Below are 21,632 nucleotides of genomic sequence, written 5' to 3'. Positions count from 1 at the left end.
GAGGCGCGCGTATCTGGAAAGAGAAGCAGCCGCAGTCGGGGGCAGCGCCCCCCCCTTACAGCGCCGCGCTCAGCGCGGCAGCGCCGCCGCTTCGCGCGCCAGCGCGACGATGCCGTCCCAGTCCCCGGCCTGCATCAGCTCTTTCGGGGCCACCCACGACCCGCCGCAGCAGAGCACGTTCTTGAGATTGAGGTAGTCGCCGATGTTCTTCATGCTGACGCCGCCGGTGGGGCAGAAGCGCACCTGGGGAATTGGCGCGCCGATCGCCTTCAGAGCCGGGGCGCCGCCATTGGCCTCGGCGGGGAAGAATTTCTGCACCGTGTAGCCGCGCTCGAGCAGGGCCATCGCCTCGGAGGCGGTGGCGGCGCCGGGCAGCAGTGGCAGCTCGGCGGCCTCGCAGGCGTCGAGCAGCCGGTCCGTGGCGCCCGGCGAGACGCCGAACTTGGCGCCCGCCGCGACCGCGGCCTCGACATCCGCAGGGGTGAGCAGCGTGCCCGCTCCGACGACGCCGCCCTCGACCTGCGCCATCTCGCGGATCGCGTCGAGCGCCACAGGGGTGCGCAGGGTTACCTCCAAGACTGGCAGTCCGCCTGCGACCAGCGCCTCGGCCAGCGGGCGGGCATGGGCGAGATCGTCGATCACCAGAACCGGGATCACCGGGGCGAGCTTGCAGAGGGCTTCGTTGGCGCGGCTGGCATCCTGGGGGGTCATGGGCGGGGCCTTTGTCTGGGTGTCATTGGGACCGGAGCGGTCGCGTCAGGGTTATTTTCGAAATGCCGAAAGGGCAAGCGCGGCAGGCGGTCAGACGACGACCGCCGCGCCATTCGAGGCCAGCCCAACGTTCCGGCGGAAGGCCTCGAAGAGCTCGCGGCCGACGCCATGGCCGTTGCCCGTGAGGTCGGCGGTGACCGCCTCGCGGTCCTCGAAGCCCTCGGTCAGGCATTGCAGCGTGCCGGTGGTGGCATCGAGCCGGACGATGTCGCCATCGCGCAGCTTGGCAAGCGGGCCGCCGTCTGCGGCTTCGGGGCAGACGTGGATCGCCGAGGGCACCTTGCCGGACGCGCCCGACATCCGCCCGTCGGTGACCAGCGCCACCTTCAGGCCGCGGTCCTGCAGCACGGCGAGGGTCGGCGTCAGGCTGTGCAGCTCGGGCATGCCGTTCGACTTCGGCCCCTGGAAGCGCACCACGACGATGGTGTCCGTGGTGAACTCGCCGGCCTTGAAGGCCTGCTTCACCTGCGCCTGGTCGTGGAAGATGCGCACCGGCGCCTCGACGACGTGATGCTCGGGCTTCACCGCCGAGATCTTCATGATGCCGTGGCCGAGGTTGCCGATCATCTGCTTGAGCCCGCCCGACTTCTGGAAAGGGTCCGAGGCGGGCCGGAGGATCTTGTCGTTCTGGCTCTTGCGCGGGGTGTCCTCGTAGACGATGGCGCCATCCTTGAGCTTCGGTTCCTGCGTGTAGAGGTGCATGCCGTCGCCCGCGACCGTCTTGACGTCCTCGTGCATGAGGCCCGCGTCGAGCAGCTCGCCGATCATGTACTGCAGCCCGCCCGCGGCGTGGAAGTGGTTCACGTCCGCAAGCCCGTTGGGATAGACCTTGGCCATCAGCGGCACCGCTTGCGAGATCTGGTCGAAGTCCGACAGCTCGAGCGCCACGCCCGCGGCGCGCGCCATGGCCGGCAGGTGCAGCACGAGGTTGGTCGACCCGCCCGTGGCCATGAGGCCGACGATGCCGTTGACGAAGGCCTTGGCGTCGAGAACGTCGCAGACCGGGCGGTACTCATTGCCGAGCGCGGTGATCGACAGCGCGCGTTTCGCCCCGGCCTCGGTCAGCGCGTCGCGCAGCGGGGTGTTGGGGTTGATGAAGGAGCTGCCGGGCAGGTGCAGACCCATGAACTCCATCAGCATCTGGTTGGAGTTTGCGGTGCCGTAGAAGGTGCAGGTGCCGGGGCCGTGGTAGCTCTTCATCTCGGCTTCCATCAGCTTGTCGCGGCCGACCTCGCCGGTGGCGTATTGCTGGCGGACCTTGGCCTTCTCGTCGTTGGGCAGGCCGCTGGTCATCGGCCCGGCGGGCAGGAAGAGGCCGGGGATATAGCCGAAGGTGGCCGCGGCGATGACGAGCCCGGGCACGATCTTGTCGCAGACACCGAGGTAGACGGCGGCGTCATAGGTGTTGTGCGAGAGCGAAACCCCGGCGGCCAGCGCGATCACGTCGCGCGAGAAGAGCGAGAGCTCCATCCCGACCTGGCCCTGCGTGACCCCGTCGCACATGGCCGGAACGCCGCCCGCCACCTGCGCCGTGCCGCCGACCGAGCGCGCCGCGGTGCGCAGCAGCTCTGGGTAGCGCTCGTAGGGCTGGTGGGCCGAAAGCATGTCGTTGTAGGCGGTGACGATGCCGAGGTTCGGCGCCCGGCCCGTCGCCAGGGCCTGCTGGTCCTGCCCGGTGGCGGCATAGGCGTGGGCCTGGTTGCCGCAGGTGAGATGGGCGCGGCGCGGACCTTCCTCGGCGGCGCGGCGCATCCTGTCGAGATAGGTGCCTCGGAGGTTTTCCGAGCGCGCCTCGATCTCGGCGGTGACCTTGGCGATGGTGGCGTTGAGCGACATGAGAGGGGCTCCTTTCGCTGTCCGGGGTCGGCCCGGTCTGGCGTCCTTGCGCAGCATGTAGCTCAGTTAGCGCTATCAGTAAAGATGCTAGGGTTGGGCGGACGGCCGCGCAGAGGGGAACGCGTGAAATTGGAGCAGCGCGTCGCGGCAGTGGACAAGAACGGGCCGCGTTCCCCTCGCGCGACGTTATCGGGGCGGTCGGTGCGGCGCCTGCGCCAGTCTCAGTTCGGGACGGGGGATTGAAAGCGCGCGTCCATGCGGTCGTGGAACGGGAAGCTCTCGAACCAGGGCTGCGCCTCGATCAGCACCCGGCAGAAAGAAGGGCGCAGGAGGAGGCGTTCGAAATAGCCGTCGAGCGCGGTCTGCCCGGGCTCGAAGGGCTGCAGGATGCGGGCAAAGAAGAGCGCGGGCGCGGCGGAACATTCGGCGAGCGAGAAGTCGTCCCCGGCGGCCCAGAGCCGCCCCGTCATGTGCTGCTCGATTATCACGTAGGCCTGACGCAGCTGCTCTTTGGCCTCTGCGACTCCCAGGTGATCCTTCTGATCCTCGGCACGGAAACTGTCGAAGACGATCTTCTGCATCGGCCCCTGCACGTAGAGGTCGAAGAACCGGTCCCACAGCCGCGCCTGCAGGCAGGCGTCGGGATCGGCGGGGAGCAACCGTTGCGGCCCGGGGCAGACCCGCTCCAGGTAGTCGATGATGATCGTCGCCTCGGGCAGGATCAGGTTCCGCTCGGCGTCATGCAGCACGGGAAGCTTGCCGACCGGCCAGAGACCGTGGAGTCGGGCGTGCTGGGCCGGATCGCCGAGATCCACCGTGACGGTCTCCAAGTCGGTCCCTGTTTCGTAGAGCGCGATCAGGACCTTGTGGCAATAAGAGGCAAGCGGATGGGAATAGAGCGTCAGTCTCATGGCGGCCCTCTTCTCGGATCGGTTGGACGATTCTCGGGCCTTGCGGCCTGTGTGGCAAGTCTTCTTGACCCCTCTTGCATGGCAGGGCTGCAACGCGCGGCTGCGAAGATGCTTTCCAAGGCACCCGCGCGGCGCTAAAGGGGCAAGATGACACAGCCCGATCTCCCCACCGTCCGTCTCCTTCCCAAGGCCAAACCGCAGGCGCTGCGCCGTGGTTACCCGTGGGTCTATGCAAACGAGTTGGTGGTCGACCGCCGGACCCGGAACCTTGCCGCCGGCACCGTTGCGCGGCTCGAGGACAACGACCGCAAGCTGCTCGGGCTGGTGGGCGTGACACCCAGCTCGAAGATCATCTGCCGGATGCTCGACCGCGACCCCGAAGCCACGATCGACAAGGCCTGGCTCGCCGCCAAGCTGACCCGTGCGCTGGAACTGCGCGAGCGGCTGTTCCCGGCGCCCTACTACCGGCTGGTCCACGCCGAGGCTGACGGGCTGCCCGGCGTGATCATCGACCGTTTCGGCGACACCGCGGTGATCCAGCCGAATGCCGCCTGGGCCGAGCTCTTGTTGCCCGAGCTGGCCGAGGCGCTCGCCGAGGTCTCTGGCGTCACGAACATCCTCAAGAACGCCGGCGGCCGGGGCCGCCAGCTGGAGGGGCTCGACGATCAGGATGCGGTGCTGCTGGGCCAGGCGCCCGAGGCGCCGCTGCCGGTCGAGATGAACGGCGCGACCTACATGGCCGATCTCACCGGCGGCCAGAAGACCGGCCTTTTCTACGATCAGCGCCCGAACCACGGCTTCGCCGCGCGGCTGGCGAGCGGGCAAAGGATGCTCGACGTCTTCTCCCACGTCGGAGGCTTCGCCCTGGCGGCGCTGGCGGGCGGCGCGGCGAGTGCGCTTTCGGTCGACGGATCGGCTTCGGCGCTGGCATTGGCCGAGGAAGGCGCGAGGCGCATGGGCGCGGCAGAGCGCTTCGCCACACGTCAGGGCGACGCGTTCGACACGCTCGAGGCATTGGGGACCGAGGGCGAGCGCTTCGGCCTCGTGGTCTGCGACCCTCCCGCCTTCGCCCCGGCCAAACCCGCGCTGGAAGCAGGTCTGCGCGCCTATGAGAAGGTCGCGCGGCTCTCGGCGCCGCTGGTCGAAGAGGGCGGCTACCTGGTGCTCTGCTCGTGCTCGCACGCGGCGGATCTCTCGAGCTTCACCGGCGCCTGCCTGCGCGGCATCGGCCGGGCCGGGCGCCGGGCGCAGCTCTTGCACACCGGCTTTGCCGGGCCGGATCACCCGCTGCTGCCGCAGCTGGCGGAATCGGGCTACTTGAAGGCGTTGGTGTTCCGCCTGTGAAGGTGCTTCTGGACACCTGCGTCATCTACCCCACGGTGATGCGCGAGGTGCTCCTTGGCGTCGCGGCGCAGGGGCTCTTCCAGCCGCTGTGGTCCGCGCGCATCCTGGAAGAATGGGCGCTCGCGGCGCGCAAGCTCGGCCCGATGGGCGAGATGCAGGCGCGCGGTGAGATCGCCCAGGTGCGCGCCGCCTGGCCGGGGGCGGAGGTGCGCTACCAGCCCGCCCTTGAAGACCGGCTCTGGCTGCCCGACCCGGCGGACCTGCATGTGCTGGCGGCGGCCATCTCGGCAAGCGCCGACCTCATCGTCACCGAGAACGCCAAGGATTTCCCGCGCAACATCCTCGCCGAGGAGGGCCTCTCGCGTGTCGATGCCGACGGCTTCCTGCGCGGTCTCTGCGAGGCGAACCCGGGCAAGGTCAAAGATGCCTGCGAGGCGGTCCTCGCCGAGGCGCGGCGGCTCTCGGGCGAGGACTGGACCCTGCGCGGGCTTCTGAAAAAGGCGCGGCTGCCGCGGCTCGGCAAGGCGCTCGAAGCCGCCGGCTGAGCGCTTACGCGTCGGCCTTCATCTCCGGCACGTTCGGCGTATCTTCTTCGCGCTTGGCCTTTGTGGACCAGATCCGATCGCGCGCCGGCGTCGGCAGCGGCTTGCGGTTCTGGCCGAGGTGGATGTGCACTTTCCCGATGAAATAAGCCGAGACCGGTGCCGTCATGAACAGGAAGGCAATGATCAGCAGCTCGTGGTAGGACGGCGCGCCGGAGGCAAAGGCAAAGAGCACCGAGGCCAGTAGGATCGAACCCACTCCCAGCGTCGAAGCCTTGGTCGGCGCATGCAGCCGGGCCATGGGCGCCTGCAGTTTCAGCAGGCCGATCGAGCCCACCAAGGTGAACAGCCCGCCGATGACCAGCGCCGCGGCAATGACGATATCGAGGATGTCGTGGCTCATTCGATGATGTCTCCTCTCAGCACGAAGCGCGCCACGGCGACGGTCGAAATGAAGCCGAGCATGGCGATGATCATAGCGGCCTCGAAGTAGATCTGCGTTGCCCCGGCGATGCCCACGAGGATGATCAGCGCCACGGCGTTGATCGACAGCGTGTCGAGCGCGAGGATGCGGTCGCCGCTCCGGGGGCCTTTCACCAGCCGGATCATCGTCAGCAGCAACGACAGGCTCACGGCGGCAAAGGCGAAGATGAGCGCATAGGTGACAATCATTCGAAAATCTCCTTCAGGCGGCGTTCGTAGCGGGATTTGATCTTGCGGGCGACCTTCTCGGGGTCCTCGGCATGCAGGGCGTGCACCAGCAGCGCGTGGCCCTCGTCCGAGAGGTCGACCGAGACCGTGCCTGGCGTCAGGGTGATGGTCCCCGCGAGCGCGGTGATCGCCTCGGGGGTGCGGATGTCGAGCGGGATGTTCACCCAGGCCGAGCGGATGTTGCGATTGGGTTTGAAGAGCACGATCAGCGCCACGGTGACATTGGCCGTGATGATGTCCCAGGCGACGATCAGCCCATAGGGGATGAGCCTCCACGGCCGGGTCACCTGCGGCCGGTTCGGCCAGTACGCGGCTGTGGCGAAGGGCAGCAGCACGCCGAGGATGACCCCGAATACAAGGCTGTTGATCGAGGGCTCGTTCGCCAGCAACTGCCAGATGATCACCAGCGCAACCGACAGCAGCGGGTGCGGAAAGAGCCTTTGCATGAAACGCGCGGCCATCACTGTCCTCCCAATGCGTCGTCGGTGGTTGCCTCGGTGCCGGGCTCATGGGACTCGTCGGCGGGCAGTTCGTGGCCGCCGGCGTTGGTCTCATGGGGATCGGCGTGGTCGTCGCCGTGCTTCTCGATCGCCTTGCCCGGCGTCTCGAGCACGGTGGAGATATAGGGCTGCGGCGCAAAGAGTTGCGCGGCGGTGGCGTCGAGTTGCCGGGTCACCGGACCGGCGAAGACGGTCAGCGCCACCAGCAGGCTCACCAGCAGTCCGATGGCCAGCATCGGCAGCGGCTGGTTGCCGCCCGTGGGATCGTGGATCTCACGCGCGCCCTGTGCGTCCTCGGGATCGTCCACCGAGCCGCATTGCTCGACCGCGAGCTGGTGCGGCTTCCAGAAGATCGTCGAGCCCGCGCGGGAAAAGCCCACCACGGCCACCAGCGACGAGCCCAGCACCACCGCCCAGACCCAGCCCATCAGCGCGCCGCCCTCGGCCGCCTCGAGGATCAGCAGCTTGCCGAGGAAGCCCGAGAGCGGCGGCAGGCCCGTCATGGCGATGGAGGCGATGAAGAAGAGCCCCGCCACCAATGCGCCCCCAGCCATGGGCAGCGCTGCGGTGAGCTCTCCTGCGACGCTGCCGCGGCGCTCGCGGATCACATCGACGACGAGAAAGAGCGCCGCCGTCGCCAGCGTCGAATGCAACGCGTAGTAAAGCGCCGCCGAGATACCCGCCGGGGTGAACTGCGCCACCGAGGCCAGCAGCATCCCCATCGAGCCGATCACCGAAAAGGCGACGAGCCGCCCGATCTCGCGCGTGCCGAGCACCCCGATCATGCCAATCGCGAGGGTGATCAGCGCCAGCGGCAGCAGCCATTCCTCGTGTGCGCCCGACATAAGAGGCAACGAGGGCGGGAAGATCATCGTGTAGACGCGGATGATGCCATAGGCACCCACCTTGGTCATGATGGCAAAGAGCGCGGCGACGGGGGCCGGGGCCTCGGCATAGCTCGAGGGCAGCCAGAAGTGCAGCGGCAGAAGCGCCGCCTTGATCGCGAAGACCAGCAGCAGCAGCACGGCTGCGACGCGCAGCCCGGCAGAGTTCTCCACGTCCGCCGCCGCCACGCGCTGCGCCAAATCCGCCATGTTGAGCGTGCCGGCCTGCGCGTAGAGCGTGCCGAGCGCGAAGAGGAAGAGCGTCGAGCCCAGCAGGTTGTAGAGCATGTACTGCACGCCCGCCCGGGTCCGCGTCGCGCCGCCCGAATGGACCATGAGCCCGTAGGAGGCAATCAGCAGCACCTCGAAAAAGACAAAGAGGTTGAAGGCATCGCCGGTGAGGAAGGCGCCCATGATGCCCATGATCTGGAACTGGAAGAGCGCGTGAAAATGCTGTCCGCGGCGGTCCCACCCCGAGCCGATCGCATAGATCAGCACCGGCAGCGCCAGCACCGCCGTCAGCAGCACCATGGTCGTCGCCAGCCGGTCCGCCACCAGCACGATGCCAAAGGGCGCCTGCCAGTTGCCGAGCTGGTAGATCGTCACCGTGCCATCGCTGGCCTGTATGTAAAGACCGATGGCGATGGCAAGCGTGGCCACCAGTGAGGCGACCGAGAAGATCCGCTGCAGGGTTTCGTGGAAGCGCGCGGCAAGCACGATGATGGCGGCCATCATGGCCGGCAGCAGCACGGGGGCGATAATCCAGTGCATCATGCGCGGGACTCCTTCTCGTCGCCCTGTCTTGCGTCAGGGTCTTCTCCGGCGCGGCGCTCGCGGGCAAGCTCCCGCGCCTCGTCCACGTGGTCATCATTGGCGTTGAGGTAGGAGGCCAGCGCGATCATCACCACCACGGCGGTCATGCCGAAGGAGATCACGATGGCCGTCAGCACCAGCGCCTGCGGCAGCGGGTCGGTGTAGCTCGTCACGTCGTCGCGCAGGATCGGCGGCTGGTTGATCACCAACCGGCCAGAGGCGAAGAGGAAGAGGTTCACGGCGTAGGTCAGCAGCGAGGTGCCGATGATCACGGGGAAGGTGCGCAGCCGCATCACCATGTAGATGCCCGCGGCGGTCAGCACGCCGATGGTGGTCGCGATGAGAAATTCCATGGATCAGGCCCCCTCGTTTTCGATATCGCGCGAGGGGTCGATGTCCATCGCATGCTCGCTGGGCTCGTCGCCGGAGCGACGTGCCATCCGCGAGAAGCTCTCGAGCGACAGCAGTACGGCGCCGACCACCGCGAGGAAGACCCCGAGATCGAAGGCCATGGCCGAGGCAAGCTCGAACTTCTCCAGCCCCGGCAGCGTCACGTAGCCGAAGGTCGAAGTCAGGAAGGGTTTTCCGAAGAGCCACGCGCCGATGCCGGTGAGCCCGGCGATCAGCACGCCCGCGCCGATCACCCCGTGGTAGGGGTAGCGCTGGCGCTCGTTGGCCCATGCGAAGCCCGAGGCCATGTACTGCATGACCACGGCGATCGACACCACGAGACCCGCGACGAAGCCGCCGCCCGGTTCGTTGTGACCGCGCAGGAAGATATAGGCGCCGACCATCAGCACCACGGGCAGGATCAGCCGGGTGACCACCACCATCATCAGCGGGTGGGCGTCTCCGGCCTGTTCTTGGTCCGGCACGCGGTTGAGCAGGCGCGCGCGCACCGGCCCGGTCAGCAGCGCTTCGGTCACCGCGTAGATCACCAGCGCGGCGATGCCGAGCACGATGATTTCGCCGAAGGTGTCATAGCCCCGGAAGTCCACGAGGATCACGTTGACCACGTTGGTCCCGCCGCCGCCGTCGTAGGAGTTGTCGAGCATGTAGTCCGAGATCGTCCCCATCGCAAAATCGCGGCGCAGGATGGCGTAGGTGAGCCCCGCGGTGCCGAGGCCGGCCACGGCGGCGAGGATCCCATCGCGCATCCGGCGCGAGACCGGAGACTCGATGGGCGTGGTGTTGGGCAGGAAGTTCAGCGCCAGCAAAAGCAGGATGATCGTCACCACCTCGACCGAGATCTGCGTCAGCGCAAGATCCGGCGCGGAAAGGTAGTTGAAGGCGATCGACACCATGGTGCCGATGACTCCCATCAGGATCAGCGCCGTAAGGCGGTTGCGGTGGAAGACCACGATGAGCCCGGTGGCGCTGACGATGAGGATCCAGCCCGCCAGCGGCAGCGGCTGGATCGGCAGCATCTCGCGCGTTACCGGCCCCAGCGTGCCGGTGAACCAGGCGTGGGCGGCCACCACCAGCACGGTCACGGTGAAGACCGATGCGTAGCGCGAGAAGCTGCCGTTGTTCAGCCCGCCCGTGAGGCGCTCCGCGCCGCGGGCACAGAGGCCAATGAGGGCGTCGAAGATCTGCTTTGCCTCGGGGCGCGGCGCGGCGTCCCAGCCCCTGAGCAGCGGGGTGAAGAGCGCAAGCAGGATCAGGCCGCCGACGGTGGCGATGATCGACATGATCAGCGCCGGGGTGACGCCGTGCCAGAGCGCGAGATGCGCGCCGGGAACCTCGGCGACGTCTCCGATCACCGCGGCGGTCACCAATTTGACCACCGGTTCCGCGAGGAAGGGCAGACAGCCCACGACGACCACGATCAGCCCGAGAAAGGCAGGCGGCCCCCACATGCCGAAGTTCGGGTCGTGCGGCGTGTGCGGATAGTCGTCACGGGTCTTGCCGAGGAAGGCATGCGCGATGAAGCGGAAGCTGTAGGCGGCCGAGAAGATCGCCCCAAGGGTCGCCAGCACAGGCACCAGCCAGTGCGAGCCGAAAAGAACGGTGTGCGAGGCTTCCTCGAGGAACATCTCCTTGGACAGGAAGCCATTGAACAGAGGGATGCCCGCCATGGCCAATGCGCCGACGATGGCGATGGTCGCGGTCATCGGCATCAGGTGGCGCAGCCCGCCTAGGCGGCGGATGTCTCGGGTGTGCGCCTCGTGGTCGACAATGCCCGCGCTCATGAAGAGCGAGCATTTGAAGGCCGCATGGTTGAGGATGTGGAACACCGCTGCCATTGCGCCGTAGGCCGTGCCTGTGCCGAGAAGCATGGTGATGAGGCCTAGGTGCGAGACCGTCGAGAAGGCCAGCAAAGCCTTGAGGTCATGCTTGAAAAGACCGATCACGGCGCCAAGGACCATGGTGATCAGACCCGCCGAGGTGACGATCCAGAACCACTCCTGCGTGCCCGAGAGCGCCGGCCAGAGCCGCGCCATCAGGAAGATGCCCGCCTTCACCATGGTTGCCGAGTGCAGGTAGGACGAGACGGGCGTGGGGGCCGCCATGGCGTGCGGCAACCAGAAGTGGAAGGGGAACTGCGCCGACTTGGTGAAGCAGCCGAGCAGGATCAGCAGCAACGCCGGGACATAATAGGGCGAGGCCTGGATCACGTCGCGCCGCGCGAGGATCTCGGTGATCTCGTAGGTGCCGGCCGCGGAGCCCAGCAGCAGCATGCCCCCGATCAGCGCCAGACCGCCCATGCCGGTCACGGTGAGCGCCATGCGCGCGCCCTGGCGGCCCTCGGGCAGGTGCTTCCAGAAGCCAATCAGCAGGAAGGACGACAGCGAGGTCAGCTCCCAGAAGATCAGCAGCAGGAGGATGTTGTTCGACAGGACGATGCCAACCATCGCGCCCTGGAAGAGCAGCAGGTAGGTGTAAAACTCGCCCATGTTGTCATCGCGCGTCAGGTAATAGCGCGCGTAGATGATCACCAGCGCCCCGATCCCGAGGATCAGCGCGGCGAACATCATCCCCAACCCGTCGAGGAAGAGCGTCACGTTCAGCCCGATCGCGGGCAGCCAGTCCACCGAGGCGGTGACCGTCTCGCCGGCCCAGATCGCGGGCAGGTGGGTGACCAGCCCCAGCAGCGCGGCGAGGGTGACGAAGAGAGTCGTCATCCCGCAGGCGCGTCGACCGGCCTGAATCATCAGGCCGGGCAGCAGGGCTCCGAGGAAGGGAAGGAGCGCAATGATGAAAAGTGACATGGAACTCCCTGATCGTCGTTGGCGGCGTCGAGAGAAGGCAGCCGATTTCACACCATATCACAACCCGAAAACAGCCATTCTGACGTTAATTTCAGGAAAGTTAGCCGAATTCTAACGGTAATGTCAGGTCGAAATATTCGAGCCAAGTATTGCGATTGTTACTTGGGGTTACTATAGGCGTGAAGTCCTTTAGGTAGATCGGCGGGTGCGCGAACAACCTAGGGTATATTAGGCTATGTGCGTATTTGACGCAGCCGGGCGCGCGCCCACTCCGGTGGTTTCCGGGCCGGTTTTCTGCCTTGGACCCTGCCGCCGAGCCGCATGTGCCCTGCGCGGCATCGGCTGAGACCGTCACCCGGCCCGGTCCTCGGGGCCCTTCTCCTTGTCTGGCGCTTTTCGGGCTGCTAGTCGGACGTGTAAGCTCAATCCCCGACGCTTTTACTTCGGGAACAACGCGAGGCAGGCAGCAGTGGCGCACCCCCGTTTGGAGATCCGGAACCTCGTGCGGCGGTTCGAGGGGCGCGCCGTCGTCGATGACGTCTCGCTGACCATCGAGCCGGGACATGTGACCTGCCTTCTGGGACCCTCGGGCTGCGGCAAGTCGACGACGCTGCGGATGATCGCCGGGGTCGACATGCAGGACAGCGGCGCGATCTTCGTCGACGGCAAGCTGATCTGCGACACGGTGTTCCGCGTCCCCCCCGAGCGCCGCGCCATCGGCCTGATGTTCCAGGATTTCGCGCTCTTTCCGCACCTTTCGGTGGGCGAGAATGTCGCCTTCGGTCTCAAGGGCGCCGCCAGCGCCAAGAAGGGCCGCGCGGTGGAACTGCTCGATCGGGTGGGGCTGGCGCATTTCGTCGACGAATACCCGCACCAGCTCTCGGGCGGCGAGCAGCAGCGCGTGGCGTTGGCCCGCGCGCTGGCGCCCAAGCCACGCATCATGCTGATGGACGAGCCCTTCTCCGGCCTCGACAACCGCCTGCGTGACGGTATCCGCGACGAGACGCTGGCGGTGCTGAAGGAAGAGGGCACCTCGGTCCTGCTTGTCACCCACGAGCCCGAAGAAGCCATGCGCATGGCCGACGAGATTGCCTTGATGCGCGACGGCAAGATCGTCCAGCGCGGCGCGCCCTACAATATATATAACGCCCCGGCCGACAAGGCCTCTGTGGCATTCTTCAGTGATATCAACTCTCTGCGTGGAAAGGTTCAGGGGGCGCTGGCGGAGACGCCCTTTGGTCCCTTCCTCGCGCCCGGCGTGCCCGACGGGGGCGAGGTCGACATCGTTTTCCGCCCGCAGCACGTCGGCATCGACTTCGACCGCGGAGGGCGCGGCCCCAATCCGACGCAGATGGCCGGCACCCCGGCGCGCGGCGTGGTGGAGCGGGCGCGCTTCATGGGCTCGGAGAGCCTCGTTGAATTCCGTATGGATTTCGACGGCGGCACGATCCGCGCGACGGTGCCCAATGTCTTCCTGCCGAAACCCGGCACGCCACTCTGGCTGACCGTGCGCCGCGACCGCTGCTTCGTCTTCCCGGCCCGGGACTGACCCTCAGGCCAGCGCCGCCAGCGAGAGCAGCGACAGCGCGCTTGTCCAGATCGTGACCGCCGCGATCCGGTCGGTGCGGATGCTGTGCAGCAGCGCCAGCGCAAAGGCCATGGCACCCGACGGCCCGGCTGCCAGCAGCGACACCTGCGCCTGCCACGGATCGCTCGCCCCGGCGAGCCAGACCGCCAGCGCAACCAGCAGAGGGAAGCCGACCAGCTTCAAGGCCGCGTAAGTTGTCACCACCGCCGAGGGCCGCAGACTCTGCCCTGACAGCAGCACGCCGAGCGCAAAGAGCACCAGCGGCGCGGTCGCCGCCCCGGCGAAGCGGCAGGCGGTGAGGATCGGCTCGGGCAGCGTCAGGCCTGCGAGGTTGACCGCGACGCCGAGCAGGATGGCGCTCAGCGTGGGGTTCACCGCGAGCCGCCTCAGCGCCGGCAGCGGCCCGGCCGAGGGGCGGGCGATGAGGTCCGCGCTGATGATGAAGAAGGCAAAGGCGACGGCCGTGTCCCAGGCGACCACGGCGGTCACTGGCAGCGCTCCGTCCTCGCCGTAAAGCAGCAGCGCGATCGGCCGGATGTAGAGCAGCGAGTTGACGAAGACCACGCTCATCGCCAGCAGCCAGGCCTCGAGCGTCTCGCAGCCAAAGGCGCGACGGGCGAGCGCGTAGGAGGCGCCGAAGGCCAGCGCCTCGCAGGCGCCGTAAGTCAGCAGCGTGCGCAGCTCGAAGTCGGCGAAGGGCACCGTCGCGATCACCAAGAAGATCAGCCCCGGCTGCATCACCATCAGCGCCACGCGGTTGGCCGAGGCTGCATCCTGCCGACCGAAGACCCCGCGGCGTCCGAGGAGGAAGCCGAGCGCCAGCAGCGCGAAAACCGGCAGGATATCATGGGTGAGGATGGTGAGCATGGGAGGTCTCGTTCGGGGCGCCCGCGTTGGGGGGCTGCGGCGCCGTGGGTCAGGCGGGCATCAGATCTGGGGGGCGCCGGGAAAATGGCTGGCGCGCAAGGCGGGCAGGTTCAGGGTGCGGCGGCGCAGAAGGCCGTGGTCCGAGAGCCTCTTGATGAGCTCGGGCGTGGCTGTGCAGACCTCGTTGTAGAAGCTGCGCAGGGCCGTTTCGCCGCCTTCCTTCTCGATCGTTGCAAAGAGCGTGTTGAGGCTGACCGCACCCTCGCCGCGCGCCTGCGGCTTCAGCTCGGCGCGGTAGGAGCCCCTGTCCAGCCGGAAGCGGTAGGCCGAGAGGAAATGCGCCCAGTCCGCCGCGTGGAAGTGCCCGAGTTCGGTGTCTGGCAGCGGGTGCTCGCCGGGATTCAGCTGATCGCCGAGCCTCACGTTGTGGATGCGGATGTCGAGCCCCTCGGTGCCGGGCCGGAAGAAGAGCTTGCCCGCCACATGGCTCAGGAAGCCGCCCGAGAGATGTCGACCCCAGGTGGGAAAGCACGCTTCGGCAGCGCGCTGGCGGGCCGCCTGGTCTAAGGGGAAGGCCTTGAACAGGGTCTCGGCCTGGTCCGGCGCGGCGGCGAGGGCTTCGACCGGGCGGACGCGGGCGCAGAGGCAGTCGCGGGGCAGATCCGCCAGTTGCTCGGCCAGGGGGCGGGCGGGCAAAAGGAATTCGTCGACGTCGACATGCGCCAGCCAGTCCAGCTCGGGCTTGCGGTTGTTCGCGTGCCGCGCGTTTCGGGTCTGCCGGACCTGGTGCGTCTCGGGGCGCTTGCCGCGCTTGGCCCACCAGGCGGCATCGGTGGTGACGACGCGCACCTTGGGGTGGGCCGACAGCGCCGCCGCCGCCGCGGGGTCGGCGTCATCGAGGTAGATATAGAGCCGCTGCGCGCCCTGCTCGAGGTGCCAGGCGGCGAAATCGAGGATGCGGGGCAGGGGCGCATTCGTGGTGGTGACGGTGCCCCAGCGGATCACGGCAGGGCTCCGAAGATGCGGATCACGGCGGCATCGGGGTCGAAGGGGTGCTCCAGCAGCATGCCATGCGCAGCAAGCCGGTCGCGCAGCGCGGGCGTGTCGGCGCAGACTTCGTCGAAGAGTGCCCGCAGCCCGGCTTCGCCCTCTTCCTCCATGAGATAGCCGATCAGCTCGGCATGTCCCATCTCCGGACGCTCCGAGCTTTTCCGGTAGGAGCCGAGGGTGCGGCGAAAGCCCAAGTCGGCGCGGAACTGCGCCCAGCTGCGCGCGTGCAGGTGGCCCAGCCAGACCTCGTCCAGCCGGTGGCGGTTGCTGGCCTCGGTGCCGCGGTATTTCAGCGTGTGGATGCCGAGCCTCGTGTCCTCTATGCCGGTGCGGGCAAAGACCTTGCCCGAGGTATGGCTGAGGAATCCGCCGTAGAGATGTGCGCCGAATGTCGGGTAGATCTCTTGCAGCACCGCCTTGGGCTTGCCGGCGTGCTTGTGGGTGAGCTTGAAGCGATGCGGCAGGCCATCCTCGCTTGCCAGCGCCTCGGCGGGAGCGACGCGCGCGACGGCGGCGGAAAGCGGGACTTCGCAGAGCAGCTCGGCCAGCGGCCGCTGCGGCAGCAGGACCTCATCGACGTCGATGTGACCAAGCCAATGCACCCCCAGCCCGTCCCGCAGGCTTTGCGTCGCATTATAGGCCTGCCGGACCTGATGCGCTTCGGGTCGGGCGCGGCCGCTGGCCTGCCAGTAGATCGCATCGCACTGGGTGACGCGGATCGCGGGGTGGCGCGTGAGGAAGGCCGCGGCCTCGGGATCGGGCGCATCGAGGTGGATGTGCAGCGCCGCGGCCCCCAGTTCGAGGTGATGCGCGGCAAAGCGGGCGATCTCGGGCAGCGGCGCGCGGATGGTCGAGGTCAGCCCCCAGCGCAGCGTCTCTGACGTGACTCCCCGATGGCTGGCAGGCACTGGAGCGGGCGCGCCGCCTGTCTTTGCCCCATCGCGCCGGGCCTGCCGTTGGCGCATGGTCTTCAGCCGGGAGAACACCGTCCGGTCGTCGGCGATTAGCATCTCGAGCAAGCGATGGGCGAGCGGCTGGATCACCCGGTCGCCCTCGGCCTCACGCCAGAGCCGCCCGATCATGTTGACGTCGAGCCCGCCGCTCGGCAGCGCGTAGCCGTCCATCTCAAGCGGCAACGGGCCCTGTGCCTTGCCGTCGAGCGCAAAGGGGCGGTGGGCCATATGCCCCGAATAAAGCCGTTCGCTCTCGTAGAGCTTCATCGTGCCGAAAAGCGTGCTCAGCGCCAGCCCCACGGAGCGCTGCACGGCGCTCAGCCCATGATCGCCGAAGGTGGTCACCGAGGACACCAGCCAGCGCGGGTCGAGCTGCTGCAAAAGCGCCGGGGCCTCTTCGGCCCAGAGCCGCTGGAAAAGCCCCGGGGCGTGGGCGGGGAACACGCGCTTGCGCAGGTGCGCGATGAGCAGCGCGTTGAGAAATACCAGCTCCGACCGCCCGGTCAGCTCGCGCCGCAGCGCGTGGCGCTTCCGGTGATGGTTCGAACGGAAGGGCGGCGCCTCGGCGGGATCTGCATCTGGCTCGGGGACGATCTGCGCAGCAAGCCCGGCGAGCGGCGTGTCCATCGGTGGCAGCGCTTCGCCCGGCGCGAAATCGAGCGCGTCCCGGCGCCCCTCCATCTGGGTGAGAATGGCCTCGATGCCGCCGGGATAGGGGGGTGACTTCTCTCCGCTCATGGCGCGGAGACTGGCGCCATCTTACGGCACAGGCAATCTCCCGCAGCCGCGCGCCGGCGCATGGATGGCCAGCGTCGCCTTTCCGCCACGGCCCGGCGGGGTCACTCCATGGCGAGGATCATGTTGCGCACCACCGGGTAGATCTCGGTCTCCCACCTGCGGCCGTTGAACACGCCGTAGTGTCCGACGTTGGCCTGCAGGTGATGGCGCTTGAGATGCGGGCGCAGCGACGCGCAGAGGTCATGCGCGGCCGCGGTCTGTCCGAGCCCGCAGATGTCGTCGCGGCCGCCCTCGACGGTGAGCAGCGCGGTGTGGCGGATCTTGCCAGGGTCGACCTTGCGGCCGCGGTAGCTCAGCGCGCCCGTGGCCAGTTCGGCCCTCTGGAAGATGCGCTCGATGGTCTCGATGTAGAACGCCTCGGTCAGGTCGAGCACGGCGAAATACTCGTCGTAGAACTCCTTGATCTTGTGTGCCTTCTCGGTCTCCCCGGCAAGGATGTGATCGTAAAGCTTCCGATGCGTCGCGCGGTGCCGGTCCATGTTCATCGACATGAAAGCCGTGAGCTGTACGAAGCCCGGGTAGACCTTGCGCCCGGCGCCGGCATAGCGCCAGGGCACCCGGGCGATCACATTGCGCTCGAACCACTCGATGGGTCTCTGGTTGGCCAGATCGTTGACCGTCGTGGGGCTCTCGCGCACGTCCACCGGCCCGGCCATCAGCGTCATCGAGAGCGGCGTTGCCGGGTTGCGGTCCTCGGACATGACGGCGACCGCCGCCAGCGCCTGCACGCAAGGTTGGCAGACCGCGAGGATATGCGCCCCGGGGCCGATCTCCTCGAGAAAACGGATAACGTAGGAGATATAATCCTCGACACCGAAATCCCCTTCGGAAAGAGGCACATCTCGGGCGTTCTTCCAGTCGGTGATAAAGACGTCATGGTCACGCAGCAACACCTTCACCGTGCCCGCCAGCAGCGTGGCGAAATGGCCCGAGAGCGGCGCGGTCACCAGCACCTTCGGCTGCGGCGTGTCCATGTCCTTGCGGAAATGCAGCAGTGTGCCAAAGGGCAGGTCGAGCGCGACCTCCTCGACCACCGGCACATCGCGATTGTCGACCCTCACTGTTGAGAGGCCGAAGGCCGGGCGGTCGTGGCTCAGCCGGAATCGCGAGATCATCTCCAGCGCCGCGGCGTTGTGGCGGGTCAGTTGGGCAAAAGGGCCGTTGAGGCGCGGCATGAAATTGAGGCCCTGCATCGCCGCCATGCGGAAAGGGGCGATAAAATCATCAAGTCCCTGGTATCCGGCGTAGAGCACGTCGTTTTCCCTTCCCTGCCTCGCGAAAAGGCTAGCCAGTTCGATGCGCCCGATGCGACAAGAAAATGAGGTCTCGCGTCGAGAGGCAGCACCGAGGGGCAGTCATGGCGGAAGCAACGCTCACCATTTCATCGAAGAATTACTCGTCCTGGTCGCTGCGCGGCTGGCTGCTCTGCCGCATGGCGAGGCTCGATTTCACCGAGGAGATGGTCGATACCTCCGACGCCACCGCCCGGCAGGAACTGCTGCTGCTTTCGCCTACGGTGCGGGTGCCGCGGCTGATCCACGGGCGGGTGCAAGTCTGGGACACGCTGGCCATTGCTCAGTACCTGAACGAGATTTTTCCCGATGCCGGTCTCTACCCCGAGGATATCGCTGCGCGCTCGCATTGCCGCTCGATCTCGGGCGAGATGCACTCGGGCTTTTACAACCTGCGCTCGGCGCTGCCGATGAACCTCAAGGCACGGCACCAGAGCTTCAAGATCTTCTCTGGCGCGCGGCCCGACGTCGAGCGGATCAAGGTGATCTGGCACGAATGCCTCGATGCCTATGGCGGACCGTTCCTCTTCGGCGCGAAGCCCTCGGTGGCCGATGCGATGTACGCGCCCGTCTGCACCCGCTTCCGGACCTACGCGGTGCAGCTTGAGGATCGTCTCCAGCCCTACATGGAGACAATTCTCGACTGGGCGCCGATGAAGGAATGGACCGAAGGCGCGCTGGCCGAGCCTGACGAGATCGTCGAACTCGAGGTCGAATTCTAGCGCGCGAGTTTGCGGATTCCGCGCGCGATCCCCTCCAGCGTCATGGGCACCATGCGCTCCTCGAAGATCTCGCGGATCATGTCGATGGACCGAGTGTAGCCCCAGTGTTTCTCGGGCACCGGGTTTATCCACAGGTGATCGGGCCATTGCGCTCGCGCCCGGCGCAGCCAGACCTCGCCCGCCTCCTTGTTCCAATGCTCGTTGGCCCCGCCCGGCACGGCGATCTCGTAGGGGCTCATCGAGGCGTCGCCGACGAAGATGCACTTGTAATCCGGGCCGTAGGTGTTCAGCACCTCCCAGGTTGGTATCTGGGCATCCCAGCGCCGTCGGTTGTCGCGCCAGAGGCCCTCATAGAGGCAGTTGTGGAAGTAGTACTGCTCGAGGTGCTTGAACTCCGCCCGCGCCGCCGAGAAGAGTTCCTCGACCACCTTCACGTGCGGATCCATCGAGCCGCCAACGTCGAGAAACAGCAGCACCTTCACCGCGTTGCGTCGCTCGGGGCGGGTCTTCACGTCGAGATAGCCGTGCTCGGCGGTGGCACGGATGGTGCCGTCGAGGTCGAGCTCCTCGGCCGCCCCGTCCCGCGCCCAAGCCCGCAGCCGCTTTAGCGCCACCTTGATGTTGCGCGTGCCCAGCTCGACCTGGTCGTCGAGATTGCGGAACTCCCGCTTGTCCCAGACCTTCACGGCCCGCTGGTGGCGGCTTTCTTCCTGGCCGATGCGCACGCCTTCGGGATTGTAGCCATGGGCCCCAAAGGGCGAGGTGCCGGCGGTGCCGATCCACTTGTTGCCGCCCTGGTGCCGACCCTGCTGGTCGCGCAGCCGCTCCTTGAGGGTTTCCATAAGCTTGTCGAAGCCGCCCAGGGCCTCTATCTCGGCGCGCTCCTCGGGCGTGAGGTGTTTCTCGGCCATCTTGCGCAGCCAATCGTCGGGCAGGTCGAGCGCCTCGAGCATGTCATCGAGCGATACCGCCTCGAGCCCCCGGAAGGCCTCGGCAAAGGCGCGGTCAAAACGGTCGAGATGGCGCTCGTCCTTCACCAGCACGCTGCGCGCGAGGTAGTAGAAGCCGGTCACGTCGTACAGCGCCAGTCCGGCCTTCAGCGCCTCGAGGAAGCTCAGGAACTCGCGCAAGGAGACCGGCACCTGCGCCGCTCTCAGGGTTTCGAAAAATCGCAGGAACATCGGCCACCTCCGCGCGGGATGATGCCGCGCGTTGCAGGGAGCCTCAACCCGGGTCTTCTTCTCTTGCAAAATACGTCGAGAGATGAGCCCCAAAGACCAGTCGCCGGGCTTAGAACGCCAGCTTTTCCACGAAGATCGTCAGGATCAGCGCGACCAGCGAGAAGGCGATGCCATAGACCGCGACGAATTGCGCGATGTCCGCCTTGTTGCCCTTGCGGCGCGCGGCGGTCATCCCGCCGATGATGGCGCCAAGAATGGCTCCCGCGATGACGATCATGTGGTTCCTCAGCTCCCTTGCACCGGGTCGAGGGCGGCCCGCCTGCGCACCTGCGCACCGCCGTCCCAATCCGGGCCGAAGCCGTAGCGCGCCCACCCCAGAGAGTCCAGCCGCAGCGCGGCGGCCTCGGCGCTGCGCCCAAGCCCATCAAGCGCCTCGGCGCGCAGGGTCATAAGGCTGGCCAGAAGCGCGGCGTTCTCGTGCCGGCGGGCCACGGCTTCCTGCGGGGCGGTCAGCGTCAGTGCTTCCTCGGGGCGGCCGCTCCTGAGCGCCAGCGCGGCCAATTGGGCGGCGGCATAGGCCTCGTGAAGCCGGGCGTCAGGCAGGGTCGAGAAGATGCGCAGCGCGGCGCGGAACTGCGTTTCGGCCTGCGCCGGTTCGTCGCTGACCAGCAGCCGGCCGAGGGCGAAATGCGTGAAGCCGAGACGGTGATCGGTCCAGCCCTCGGCGCGGGCGAGGCGCAGCGCCTGCTCGGCGGCGGCGCGGCGCCGCGGCAGCGGTTCGGAGGTCCCGAGCGTGGTCTGGATCGCCTCGACCCAGGCGCGCGGCGTGGGCGCGAGGCGACGGTCGGGCACGTCCTGCCCCGCCGGGTTGAGCCTTGCGAGGATCGCGGGCAGGGCGGCGGCCACCTCGGCGCGCGCCATCCCCGAGCGCAGCGCCGGGTCGTAGAAGGCGCGCAGCACCAGCATGTCGTAGCCCGAGAGCACGGTATGCACGTTGTCATCGTTGAAGACGCTCTCGCCGAGCCGGTAGAGGTCATTGAGCGGGCCGAGCGCCTGCGCGATTTCCTCGTGCAGGCAGTCGCGGATTTCCTGCGGCGCGGCGTCGGAGGGCAGGAAGACGGCGGCGGTCTCGCGTTCGCGCACCTCGGTCCAGCTCGCCTCGCCGGCGTTCTGCGCGCGGCGATACTCGCTCCAGGAGCTGACACCGGGAATGACGAAACAGGCTGCCTGCGGCAGCTGCTTGCGGATCTTCTCGCGCGGCACCGGGACCAGCGTGATGTTGGCCTCTCCGCGCTTCACCTCGGTGATGTCGATCCCGGCCTCCTCGCGCAGTCGGCGCAGCAGCCGGTCGAGATCGGGCGCAAGGCTTGCCGGCGCCGTGCCTGCCACCCGCAGGGTCACCGGTCCCTCGAAGCGGCTGAAGACCGGCAGCGCGCGCCCCGATTCCAGCGAGAAGGCGAGATCGAGGATGTCCCGCGCGATCTGCGTGTTGCCGGCCTGCGGGGGCACCGGGTTGGGCGCGCCGAAGCGGCTGGCGAGCGGCGGGCTCACCTCGGGTGCCACGGTGGCAGGGCCAGCGGCACGGCTGACGCTCTCGGGCGCCATCGGCGCGCAGGCACCGATCAGCAGGCCGAGGAAGAGAACCAGCCGCCGCATC

The 21,632-nt window shown here is 67.5% G+C and carries 20 protein-coding genes; 4 read left to right on the top strand and 16 right to left on the bottom strand.

Annotated elements, in window-relative coordinates; translation table 11 throughout:
• Positions 1-69: 69 nt before the first annotated feature.
• From G0D83_RS02915 to G0D83_RS02905, 3 genes are all read right to left on the bottom strand, one after another.
• On the bottom strand, positions 70-711 hold the full coding sequence (locus G0D83_RS02915) for a bifunctional 4-hydroxy-2-oxoglutarate aldolase/2-dehydro-3-deoxy-phosphogluconate aldolase (protein WP_164189341.1): 642 nt from the start codon (positions 709-711) through the stop codon (positions 70-72).
• A gap of 90 nt (positions 712-801) precedes the next feature.
• Positions 802-2,607: a phosphogluconate dehydratase gene (gene edd / locus G0D83_RS02910; RefSeq protein ID WP_164189339.1), complete on the bottom strand. Its 1,806-nt coding sequence runs from the start codon at positions 2,605-2,607 to the stop codon at positions 802-804.
• 221 nt (positions 2,608-2,828) lie between these two features.
• Positions 2,829-3,518 (bottom strand): glutathione S-transferase family protein, encoded by a 690-nt coding sequence (locus G0D83_RS02905; RefSeq protein WP_164189337.1) that lies wholly within the window; start codon positions 3,516-3,518, stop codon positions 2,829-2,831.
• Positions 3,519-3,665: 147 nt separating this feature from the next.
• Here G0D83_RS02905 and G0D83_RS02900 point away from each other — a divergent pair, with 147 nt between their 5' ends.
• Together G0D83_RS02900 and G0D83_RS02895 are read left to right on the top strand one after the other, a co-directional pair.
• Positions 3,666-4,862 (top strand): RSP_2647 family RNA methyltransferase, encoded by a 1,197-nt coding sequence (locus G0D83_RS02900; protein ID WP_164189335.1) that lies wholly within the window; start codon positions 3,666-3,668, stop codon positions 4,860-4,862.
• Entirely contained in the window at positions 4,859-5,407 is a 549-nt protein-coding gene (locus G0D83_RS02895; RefSeq protein ID WP_108968929.1) for an RSP_2648 family PIN domain-containing protein, read from the top strand. Before G0D83_RS02900 ends, G0D83_RS02895 begins: the two co-directional genes overlap by 4 nt.
• Positions 5,408-5,411: 4 nt before the next feature.
• Here G0D83_RS02895 and G0D83_RS02890 read toward each other — a convergent pair whose 3' ends face one another.
• From G0D83_RS02890 to G0D83_RS02865, 6 genes are read right to left on the bottom strand one after another with little or no spacing between them, the layout of a single operon-like run.
• Positions 5,412-5,807 carry a Na+/H+ antiporter subunit G gene (locus G0D83_RS02890; RefSeq protein WP_108968931.1) on the bottom strand — a complete coding sequence of 132 codons (396 nt, stop codon included), beginning with the start codon at positions 5,805-5,807 and terminating at the stop codon, positions 5,412-5,414.
• Positions 5,804-6,076: a K+/H+ antiporter subunit F gene (locus tag G0D83_RS02885; protein ID WP_203595158.1), complete on the bottom strand. Its 273-nt coding sequence runs from the start codon at positions 6,074-6,076 to the stop codon at positions 5,804-5,806. The genes G0D83_RS02890 and G0D83_RS02885 overlap by 4 nt, the downstream gene beginning before the upstream one ends.
• Entirely contained in the window at positions 6,073-6,576 is a 504-nt protein-coding gene (locus tag G0D83_RS02880; protein ID WP_164189333.1) for a Na+/H+ antiporter subunit E, read from the bottom strand. The genes G0D83_RS02885 and G0D83_RS02880 overlap by 4 nt, the downstream gene beginning before the upstream one ends.
• On the bottom strand, positions 6,576-8,273 hold the full coding sequence (locus tag G0D83_RS02875; protein WP_164189331.1) for a monovalent cation/H+ antiporter subunit D: 1,698 nt from the start codon (positions 8,271-8,273) through the stop codon (positions 6,576-6,578). The genes G0D83_RS02880 and G0D83_RS02875 overlap by 1 nt, the downstream gene beginning before the upstream one ends.
• Positions 8,270-8,665, bottom strand: a complete 396-nt coding sequence (locus G0D83_RS02870) for a Na+/H+ antiporter subunit C (protein ID WP_164189328.1) — start codon at positions 8,663-8,665, stop codon at positions 8,270-8,272. The genes G0D83_RS02875 and G0D83_RS02870 overlap by 4 nt, the downstream gene beginning before the upstream one ends.
• A 3-nt stretch (positions 8,666-8,668) precedes the next feature.
• Entirely contained in the window at positions 8,669-11,524 is a 2,856-nt protein-coding gene (locus G0D83_RS02865) for a monovalent cation/H+ antiporter subunit A (protein ID WP_164189326.1), read from the bottom strand.
• Between the two features lie 469 nt (positions 11,525-11,993).
• On the opposite strand from G0D83_RS02865, the gene G0D83_RS02860 reads away from it, so the two are divergent.
• Positions 11,994-13,073, top strand: coding sequence for an ABC transporter ATP-binding protein (locus tag G0D83_RS02860; protein WP_164189324.1), 1,080 nt, complete (start codon positions 11,994-11,996; stop codon positions 13,071-13,073).
• 3 nt (positions 13,074-13,076) lie between these two features.
• Here the strand turns inward: G0D83_RS02860 and G0D83_RS02855 are convergent, their stop codons facing one another.
• The 4 genes from G0D83_RS02855 to G0D83_RS02840 all read right to left on the bottom strand — a co-directional run bounded on the left by G0D83_RS02855 (position 13,077) and on the right by G0D83_RS02840 (position 18,033).
• Complete coding sequence (locus G0D83_RS02855) at positions 13,077-13,979, bottom strand: AEC family transporter (protein ID WP_164189322.1); 903 nt, start codon at positions 13,977-13,979, stop codon at positions 13,077-13,079.
• 60 nt (positions 13,980-14,039) lie between these two features.
• Entirely contained in the window at positions 14,040-14,984 is a 945-nt protein-coding gene (locus tag G0D83_RS02850) for a glycosyltransferase family 2 protein (RefSeq protein ID WP_164189320.1), read from the bottom strand.
• Positions 14,981-16,720 carry a glycosyltransferase family 2 protein gene (locus G0D83_RS02845; RefSeq protein WP_164189318.1) on the bottom strand — a complete coding sequence of 580 codons (1,740 nt, stop codon included), beginning with the start codon at positions 16,718-16,720 and terminating at the stop codon, positions 14,981-14,983. The genes G0D83_RS02850 and G0D83_RS02845 overlap by 4 nt, the downstream gene beginning before the upstream one ends.
• Positions 16,721-16,821: 101 nt before the next feature.
• Positions 16,822-18,033 (bottom strand): polyhydroxyalkanoate depolymerase, encoded by a 1,212-nt coding sequence (locus tag G0D83_RS02840; RefSeq protein ID WP_370457143.1) that lies wholly within the window; start codon positions 18,031-18,033, stop codon positions 16,822-16,824.
• A 104-nt stretch (positions 18,034-18,137) separates the two neighbouring features.
• Here G0D83_RS02840 and G0D83_RS02835 point away from each other — a divergent pair, with 104 nt between their 5' ends.
• The gene (locus G0D83_RS02835; RefSeq protein ID WP_164189316.1) at positions 18,138-18,794 is read left to right on the top strand and encodes a glutathione S-transferase family protein; all 657 of its coding nucleotides are present in this window, start codon (positions 18,138-18,140) and stop codon (positions 18,792-18,794) included.
• On the opposite strand, the gene G0D83_RS02830 is transcribed toward G0D83_RS02835, so the two are convergent.
• The 3 genes from G0D83_RS02830 to G0D83_RS02820 form a co-directional block, all read right to left on the bottom strand.
• Positions 18,791-19,975, bottom strand: coding sequence for a VWA domain-containing protein (locus G0D83_RS02830; RefSeq protein WP_164189314.1), 1,185 nt, complete (start codon positions 19,973-19,975; stop codon positions 18,791-18,793). The two genes, G0D83_RS02835 and G0D83_RS02830, sit on opposite strands and share 4 nt — an antisense overlap.
• A 109-nt stretch (positions 19,976-20,084) precedes the next feature.
• Entirely contained in the window at positions 20,085-20,252 is a 168-nt protein-coding gene (locus G0D83_RS02825; protein WP_108968953.1) for an apolipoprotein acyltransferase, read from the bottom strand.
• Between the two features lie 8 nt (positions 20,253-20,260).
• Entirely contained in the window at positions 20,261-21,631 is a 1,371-nt protein-coding gene (locus G0D83_RS02820) for a DUF2927 domain-containing protein (protein ID WP_164189312.1), read from the bottom strand.
• Between the last annotated feature and the right edge of the window lies 1 nt (position 21,632).

Source organism: Salipiger sp. PrR003, from assembly GCF_010500785.1.
In the GTDB taxonomy this organism is placed as follows: domain Bacteria; phylum Pseudomonadota; class Alphaproteobacteria; order Rhodobacterales; family Rhodobacteraceae; genus Salipiger; species Salipiger pacificus_A.
The sequence above is the reverse complement of the archived record's forward strand: the minus strand, read 5'-3'. Positions and strand labels throughout refer to the sequence as shown.